The following is a 7,557-nucleotide window of genomic DNA, read 5'->3' on the forward strand; positions in this document are numbered from 1 at the left end:
TATGATAATTTAGATTGAGGCGTGTAAATTGGACTATTGGTGTTTAAATCTTCTAACATAGTTTCTGTATAATCTTTCCCGCCTTTCATTAAATAAAATAATGACATTATAATATAAATTGGAGCCAAAGGGGAAATGCGCAAGCTTAGCGATAAATTCAAAAAAAAGTGTTTCATAGCATATTTGAATGTGCTTTCATTAGGTCGAATAAAATAGATATTAGTTTCTTTAATCCTTTTTACCATTTTAGAAATAATAAATGGAAAAATGATAAACTTTCCTCCTTGCTGAATTAAAAGATTTATTTCAAACGGCGTGAGACCTTCTACGTTATTTGTTTTCATAATGGTTTAATTTTTAAACGGTTATAAAAAAAATGGGGCTAAACAATAAAGCAAAAGAAGAAAAAAAGTTAAAATAACATTACCCTTAAAAGATTTAAGAATAACATTTTACGTTATTTTTAATATACAAATAGTAAATTTTTAATGTTTTCTGTTCAGTAAAAAAGGCATCTTGCAAAGTGAATAAAATGATTTCAGATTGCAATTTTTTCAAGAGCAAAAAGCAATTCGTTTGTTTCAATTATGCTTTTAAATTGCTTTTTTGCCTTGAAAAATTATAATTTGTTTGGGACAAAAAAGGGCTTTAAACGTATTCTAGGCAATATAAATTTGGATTGTAAATTGGATTGATTCGATTTAAATCGGTCAATACATTAACGGTATAATCTTTACTGCCTATTGCCAAATAAAATAAAGATTTTGAAATATAAAATGGTCTTAAAGGAAAGTCTCGCCATCCATTCGAGATATTTTTGAAAAAATGCTTTAAGGCATATTTGAATATTTTTTCTTTAGGGCGAACAAAATAAATGCTTTTAAGTTTAGACATTATATTAGGAAACATTACAAATCTTCCGCCTTGCTGTATCAACAAATTAATTTCAAAAAGTGTTAATCCCTCAATGTTTTCAGTTTTCATGATTAATAAAAATTAGTGGTATTAATATGGGGCAAAGGTATGGAGCAATTAAAAATATTTTCAGACCTAAAAGTTTTAAAAACAACACATTAAGGTTTTTTTGTTGACGAAAAAAAATCGGAAGCCCACATTGTGAGCTTCCGATTTTTATGTTAATTCTAAATAGAATTAATTTACAGTAATAGATGTTTCCGTCAAGTTGGCATCTTTTTCATAAACATCTTGAAAGAAACCAACTTCACCTTTTTCATTTACCAGTGAAGTAAAATAAGTAATATAAATAGGTACTTTTTTTGTCAGTTTAAAACTGTTTTCTACTTTACCAGCCATAGCTTTATCTATTTTTTCTTGAGTCCATTCAGGATAATCTTTCAGCATTGCAACAGCTAATTCTTTAGCCATTTTCACATTAATGCATCCGTGGCTGAAAGTTCTTTTTTCAAAATCGAATAAAGTTTTAGATGGCGTATCGTGCATATAAATATCATCTGGATTTGGAAACATAAATTTTACTAATCCTAAAGAATTGTCTGGTCCTGGTTTTTGTCTTACTTGTCCGTTAATCATTTCCATGTTTTTCTCTGCAAGATAATTTGGATCTGATGCAATTTTAGATCTTAATTCATTTTGTACAATGCTTTGCGGAACTGTCCAATAAGGGCTAAAAACAATTCTGTCTATCTCACCATTAAAAATGGTTGTTTTAGTTAAAGGCGCTCCCACAAATACAGGCGAAGTCAATTGAACTTTTCCGTTTTTCACATAAATCAATTCATAAGAAGGCACGTTTACCAATACATACTCATCGCTAGCAGCAATTAAAGCCGAAATTTCACGACATCTTTCCATATTAAGTTTTAAAGTCGCAACTTTATCTTCAAGCGGAACATTCATTTCTTTAATATGTTCTTCTGCTAAAATATAATTGGGTTTAAAACCATTACGAACTTTGTATTTCATTACGGCATCCATCAATTCACGATCATAAACATCACTTTTAGAGTCATTTTTTAAATCTCCTAATAAGTACAAACGAGTTCTAACCTGTGCAATAGTATTTGAAACCGCATCTGGACGTAAATCTTTGTATGGAATTTCTGCAGGAACAATTGGTTTCCATTTGCTAGAATTTTCTAATCTTTTGTATTTTTTTAGAATATCTTGCAATTTGTAATATTGATCATATTCCACTTTTGCATTAGCATCAACTGTAGCTGTTTCTTCGATTGTGCTATAGTTCAAGAAATCTTTCAGCATTTCATTGTAAGCTAGTTTTTTCTTATCTGCGTTATTTTTTTTAGTGTATAAAACATACAAAGAACTTAATAACATGTCTGCATCAGTTTGAGAAAGAGTGCTTTTGTCTGATGAAGAGTTAAACAATTGATCAATTTCTTTTTGATAAGGAATCACCAAATCATTTGTTTTTTTTGCTTTTTCATACAAAACAGTTCCAAATTCGCTGATTTCGTCTTCATCAAACCAAATCGTTCCAAGAGTTCTGTTTTTGTACAACGACATCACATCAGATTTATATCTTTTCAAATCAGAATATCTTTTAAAGAAGTCGTTCGAAATTTCGTCTACATCATGATTATTATGGTAAACGATTGTGTTGTTTGAAGTTTTTGTATATGTAGTATTAGTGCTTTCAAGTTTACTAAAAGAAAATACAAAAAAACTCAAACCTAAAATTACGGTGAATGAATAAAATGTTCTCATTTTTTTAATTTTTACGTTATTACTTTTCTATGTAAGTCGTTGGTAAAAATTTGGGGCCTTTCTACACTGCTAAATTACTATTGGAGTACTCAAAACATGTTTCCTGATTTTATTTAAATGTTGCGAAATTGCCATGTCTTTAAGCTTTCTTTAACTATATCAATTAATTACGTAAATTGTTACCTTAATAGAAATAAAAAAAGGGATTTGTCAAATTGTTCGACAAATCCCTTTTTTATTATAGTTGTTTATTTATTCAACAGTTATAAAATTGCTTAAATTTTTTTCTACATAATTTTTGATTTCAAGTACACCATCGTCATCGTAGAATTCATTGTCAAATGCTTCAAATTGGGGATGTTTCTTGTAAAGTTTTGAAAATAACTCCAAGTCTGACTTATTCCAATTTTCTATTTCATTTGCTAATTTATTACAGTCTGATTTTATTTTTTCTAATAGTTTAGCTGTGTTTGGGGTGCCCCATTTATAAAGTGTCTCAATTAATGGTGTTTCAAAAATATAAGAATAATATCCATTCCAAATTAATTCAATAAATCCGCCATTTTGCACCTGTTCATATAACGTTGCATACGATAACAAACAATGTTGGTCATCTATAAAATGTTTTGTCCAATCCTCATCACCAATTTTTTTGATTAAGTCATAGTATTTTGCAAGAATAATTTGTAAGTAATCATAAGCATACTCAATATTTTCTAGAGATTTCTTTTTTATCTTTAAATTCTCATTCATTTTGTTTCGCTTTAATTTGATGCAAAAATCTTTATTTATAATTGTACGGCTTGTCTGTAGAGGGTATTTGAATATTATAATAGGGTTAAACGGTTATAGTATAGTTATTAACGAAATCGATGTATTTTTTTAAAACATAAATAGCTGATTGCAATCAAATATTAAAATATTTTGTACATTGGTCGCTTAAAATTATCATATTCATAAAATGGAACAACAAATCCCATATATTCCTAAAAATAAAGTAAGAATTGTTACTGCAGCTTCACTTTTTGACGGACATGATGCTGCCATCAATATCATGCGTCGTATAATACAGTCTACGGGCGTTGAGGTAATTCACTTAGGTCATGACAGAAGCGTTGAAGAAGTGGTAAATACCGCAATTCAAGAAGATGCCAATGCTATTGCAATGACTTCTTACCAAGGCGGACACAACGAATACTTTAAATATATGTATGATTTGCTTCGCGAAAAAGGAGCAGGACATATTAAAATCTTCGGAGGTGGAGGCGGAGTAATTCTTCCAAGCGAAATCGAAGAATTGCACGAATATGGTATTACAAGAATTTATTCTCCAGATGACGGCCGTTCTTTAGGACTTCAAGGAATGATTAATGATTTGGTTCAGCGAGCTGATTTTCCTATTGGAGATAAACTGAATGGAGAAATTGATCATATTGAAAATAAAGTTCCAACGGCAATCGCACGTTTAATTTCTGCAGCTGAGAATTTCCCAGAAATTGCAAAACCAGTTTTTGATAAAATTCATGAAAGCAATGCCACTTCTAAAATTCCAGTTTTAGGAATTACAGGAACGGGCGGTGCAGGAAAATCTTCTTTGGTTGACGAATTGGTTCGCCGATTTTTAATTGATTTTCCAGAAAAAACAATCGGATTGATTTCTGTCGATCCTTCAAAGAGAAAAACTGGAGGAGCACTTTTAGGCGACAGAATCCGAATGAATGCGATTAATAATCCTCGTGTTTACATGCGTTCGCTGGCAACACGTCAGTCGAATTTGGCTTTATCTAAATATGTAGCCGAAGCGATTCAGGTTTTAAAAGCGGCAAAATACGATTTGATTATTTTAGAAACTTCAGGAATCGGTCAGTCTGATACAGAAATTATGGATCATTCTGATGTTTCTTTATACGTGATGACACCAGAGTTTGGAGCTGCAACACAATTGGAAAAAATCGACATGCTTGATTTTGCTGATTTAGTGGCTTTAAACAAATTTGATAAACGCGGAGCTTTAGACGCTTTACGCGATGTAAAAAAACAATATCAAAGAAACCATAATCTTTGGGATAAAAGCCCAGACGAAATGCCAGTTTTCGGAACGATTGCTTCGCAGTTTAACGATCCGGGAATGAACACGCTTTACAAAGCGATTATGGATAAAGTGGTTGAAAAAACGGCTTCAGATTTGAAATCGACTTTTGAAATCACAAAAGAAATGAGCGAGAAAATCTTCGTGATTCCGCCACACAGAACGCGTTATTTATCTGAAATTGCAGAGAATAACAGATCTTATGATGAAACAGCGCTTTCGCAGCAAAAAGTAGCGCAGAAATTATATGGAATTTTCAAAACCATAGAATCGGTTTCTGGAAAAGTTCCGCAGATTACCAAAGCAGGAATCGACGATTCAACTGTTTTGCCAAGCGGAATTGCTGAGCACGACGAAAACAGAATCTTTTTAAATCTTTTACTAAATCAATTTGATAAAGTAAAAATGGATTTAGATCCGTACAATTGGGAAATTATCCTGAATTGGGATGAAAAAGTAGCGAAATACAAAAATCCGGTTTACTCGTTTAAAGTTCGTGATAAAGAAATTAAGATTGCAACGCATTCTGAAAGTTTATCGCATTTACAGATTCCAAAAATTGCTTTGCCTAAATATGAAGGCTGGGGCGATATTTTGCGTTGGAATTTGCAGGAAAATGTTCCTGGAGAATTTCCGTTTGCTTCAGGATTATATCCGTTTAAACGTGAAGGCGAAGATCCGTCGAGAATGTTTGCGGGCGAGGGCGGACCAGAAAGAACCAACAAACGTTTTCATTATGTAAGTGCAGGAATGCCAGCAAAACGTCTTTCTACTGCTTTTGACAGTGTAACTTTATACGGAAATGATCCAGATTTACGTCCAGATATTTACGGAAAAATTGGAAATGCAGGAGTTTCAATCTGCTGTTTGGATGATGCTAAAAAACTATATTCAGGTTTCGATTTGGTTCATGCTTTAACTTCGGTAAGTATGACCATTAATGGACCTGCGCCAATGTTGTTAGGTTTCTTTATGAATGCCGCAATCGATCAACAATGTGAGATTTACATCAAAGCAAATGATTTAGAAAAAGAAGTTGAAGCCAAAATCAACAAATTATATAAAGACAAAGGAATCGAAAGACCGAAATACCAAGGCGAACTTCCTGCTGGAAACAACGGTTTAGGATTAATGCTTTTGGGTGTTACGGGAGATCAGGTTTTACCTTTGGACGTTTATAACGAAATAAAAGTAAAAACGTTAGCTCAAGTTCGTGGAACGGTTCAGGCCGATATTTTAAAAGAAGATCAGGCGCAGAATACTTGTATTTTCTCAACCGAATTTGCGTTGCGTTTAATGGGCGACGTTCAGGAATATTTTATTACTAAAAACGTTCGTAATTTCTATTCGGTTTCGATTTCAGGATATCATATTGCTGAGGCAGGAGCAAATCCAATTACGCAATTAGCATTCACGCTTTCTAATGGTTTCACTTACGTGGAATATTATTTGAGCCGCGGAATGAACATCAACGATTTTGGACCAAACTTATCGTTCTTTTTCTCGAACGGAGTAGATCCAGAATATTCGGTTATTGGTCGTGTGGCACGTAAGATTTGGGCAAAAGCCATGAAAAACAAATACGGAGCCAACGAAAGAGCACAAATGCTGAAATATCATATTCAAACTTCTGGACGTTCGCTACACGCACAGGAAATTGATTTTAATGATATCAGAACGACTTTACAAGCTTTATACGCGATTTATGATAACTGTAATTCATTGCACACCAACGCTTACGACGAAGCGATTACAACGCCAACAGAAGAATCTGTACGTCGTGCAATGGCAATTCAGCTGATTATTAATAAAGAATTAGGTTTAGCGAAAAACGAAAACCCAATTCAAGGTTCGTTCATCATTGAAGAATTAACCGATTTAGTTGAAACTGCAGTTCTTCAAGAATTCGACAGAATTACAGAAAGAGGAGGAGTTTTGGGTGCAATGGAAACCATGTACCAAAGATCTAAAATTCAGGAAGAAAGTTTGTATTACGAAACCTTAAAACACAACGGAGATTTCCCAATTGTTGGTGTAAATACATTCTTGAGTTCAAAAGGTTCACCAACGGTAATTCCGGCTGAGGTTATTCGTGCCACAGAAGAAGAAAAGCAATATCAGATTACGATGTTGGATAACTTGCATAATTTCCACGAGGCAAAAGTAAACGAACATTTAAATACATTACAGCAAGCGGCTATTAAAAACGAAAATTTATTCGATCATTTAATGGAAGCTACTAAAGTTTGTTCTTTGGGTCAGATTACTTCGGCGTTGTTTGAAGTGGGAGGGCAGTATAGAAGGAATATGTAATTTTTTGTTTTTTTAATGATATTGAAAACCTCTCAGGAATGAGAGGTTTTTTTATTGGAAATTTTCCAATAAGGCCAAAGGCCTAAAAGCATTTTAGCATTGGGCAAACGCCCAATGTCTGTAATAGGATTTAATAAGAAAGCCCTGAAAGGGCGTAAGCAATTAGATAACAAGAATGTCTATCGCCCTTTCAGGGCTTCGAGTTGCATTGAGTTTTAGCTAATAGGGCGTTGCCCTATTTTGGAGCTGTTAGCCTTTCAGGCTTTTTTATGCAGACTTTTAAGAATCTAAACCTCTCAATAAATTCTATTAAAAAAGTAGTTCACTAGTGCCCCGATAGCGCGAGCGTCTCGCTCGTGAACGTAAAGTAATGCACGAGCGAGACGCTCGCGCCAGCAAAACAACAAAATTTCATAAAGTTTGTCATTTCGACGTAAGGAGAAATCTTC

General features: G+C 33.2%; 5 protein-coding genes. 1 reads left to right on the forward strand and 4 read right to left on the reverse strand.

The window, feature by feature from the left end:
- The 4 genes from B3J44_RS05130 to B3J44_RS05145 form a co-directional block, all read right to left on the reverse strand.
- Positions 1-344, reverse strand: a 344-nt coding sequence (locus tag B3J44_RS05130) for a hypothetical protein (RefSeq protein WP_286966367.1), incomplete at its 3' end; no start/stop codon positions are given.
- 304 nt (positions 345-648) lie between these two features.
- Positions 649-984, reverse strand: coding sequence for a hypothetical protein (locus tag B3J44_RS05135; protein WP_286966369.1), 336 nt, complete (start codon positions 982-984; stop codon positions 649-651).
- A 168-nt stretch (positions 985-1,152) separates the two neighbouring features.
- A complete protein-coding gene (locus tag B3J44_RS05140; RefSeq protein ID WP_286966381.1) occupies positions 1,153-2,706 on the reverse strand; it encodes a L,D-transpeptidase family protein in 1,554 nt (517 codons plus the stop codon).
- A 252-nt stretch (positions 2,707-2,958) separates the two neighbouring features.
- Positions 2,959-3,459 carry a DMP19 family protein gene (locus B3J44_RS05145; RefSeq protein WP_286966382.1) on the reverse strand — a complete coding sequence of 167 codons (501 nt, stop codon included), beginning with the start codon at positions 3,457-3,459 and terminating at the stop codon, positions 2,959-2,961.
- A 208-nt stretch (positions 3,460-3,667) separates the two neighbouring features.
- Between B3J44_RS05145 and B3J44_RS05150 the strand changes: the two genes are divergently transcribed.
- Positions 3,668-7,108 carry a methylmalonyl-CoA mutase family protein gene (locus tag B3J44_RS05150; RefSeq protein WP_286966387.1) on the forward strand — a complete coding sequence of 1,147 codons (3,441 nt, stop codon included), beginning with the start codon at positions 3,668-3,670 and terminating at the stop codon, positions 7,106-7,108.
- Positions 7,109-7,557 lie beyond the last annotated feature (449 nt).

Source organism: Flavobacterium sp. UBA4854, assembly GCF_002399805.1.
Lineage (GTDB): Bacteria > Bacteroidota > Bacteroidia > Flavobacteriales > Flavobacteriaceae > Flavobacterium > Flavobacterium ginsengisoli.